Annotated in this window: 1 protein-coding gene; it reads left to right on the top strand. The window is 35.0% G+C overall.

Translation table 11 applies throughout. The features are described 5' to 3' along the window. The first annotated feature begins 44 nt into the window (after positions 1-44). Positions 45-858 (top strand): IS5 family transposase gene (locus HLH16_RS07045; RefSeq protein ID WP_171528807.1). Its coding sequence is split into 2 segments (ribosomal slippage): positions 45-431 and positions 433-858, totalling 813 coding nucleotides; the frame shifts between segments, so codons are not numbered across the junction. The last annotated feature ends 19 nt before the right edge of the window (positions 859-877 follow it).

The following is an 877-nucleotide window of genomic DNA, read 5'->3' as shown; positions in this document are numbered from 1 at the left end:
TAATAGATCTCTTGCGAAAGTAAAAAATTGTTTATACTAGCCCCATGAAATATGAAAATTTAACTCGATTTAATGATGGGGAATTTAAACGACTCGTTGGAGTTCCTCGTCCATTATTCTTAAAAATGGTATCGGTGTTACAACACGCTGAACTTGCCAAGAAAAAATCTGGAAGACCTCATTCGTTGTGTTTAGAGGATCAATTATTGTTAACTTTAAATTACTTACGCTGTTATAGAACTCAAATTGAGTTATCCGCTGACTATAACCTAGCTGAAAGCAATGTGAATCGTACTATTCAGAAAGTTGAAAATGCTCTGATTCAATCACGGATTTTCGCATTGCCTAAAAGGAATCAAAAGTTTAGTGAGGGGGATTATGTGATCGTTGATGTCACTGAATCACAGATTGAGCGTCCCAAAAAAACAAAGAAAATTCTATAGCGGTAAAAAGAAGAAACATACGCTAAAAACTCAGGTCGTTTTTAACCCAAGACTAAAGCAAATTGTAAGTATACAGGTCGAAAGTGGCAGAAAACATGATCTGACGATTGCGCGTAAGTATTTGAAGGAGATGATCATTTACCCTTGTATCATGGCAGATTTAGCCTATAAAGGATTTCATCAGATTAAGAGTAAGTTACTCATTCCAATCAAGAAACCTAAGAATTTATCATTACCCAAAATAGCAAAACAGATCAACCAAGAAATCAGTCGGCGTAGGATCACAATTGAACATATCAACGGCAAACTTAAACATTTTCGGATATTAACAGAACGCTATAGAAACAGACGGAAACGATTTGGTCTAAGAATGAATTTAATTGCTGGAATGGTGAATTGGATGCTCTTAAATTAACTTTCGCAAGAGATCTAAT

The organism is Acinetobacter sp. ANC 5378 (assembly GCF_013004315.1).
In the GTDB taxonomy this organism is placed as follows: Bacteria; Pseudomonadota; Gammaproteobacteria; order Pseudomonadales; family Moraxellaceae; genus Acinetobacter.
Note: the sequence above shows the minus strand (reverse complement) of the source record. Positions and strands in the feature narration are given on the sequence as shown.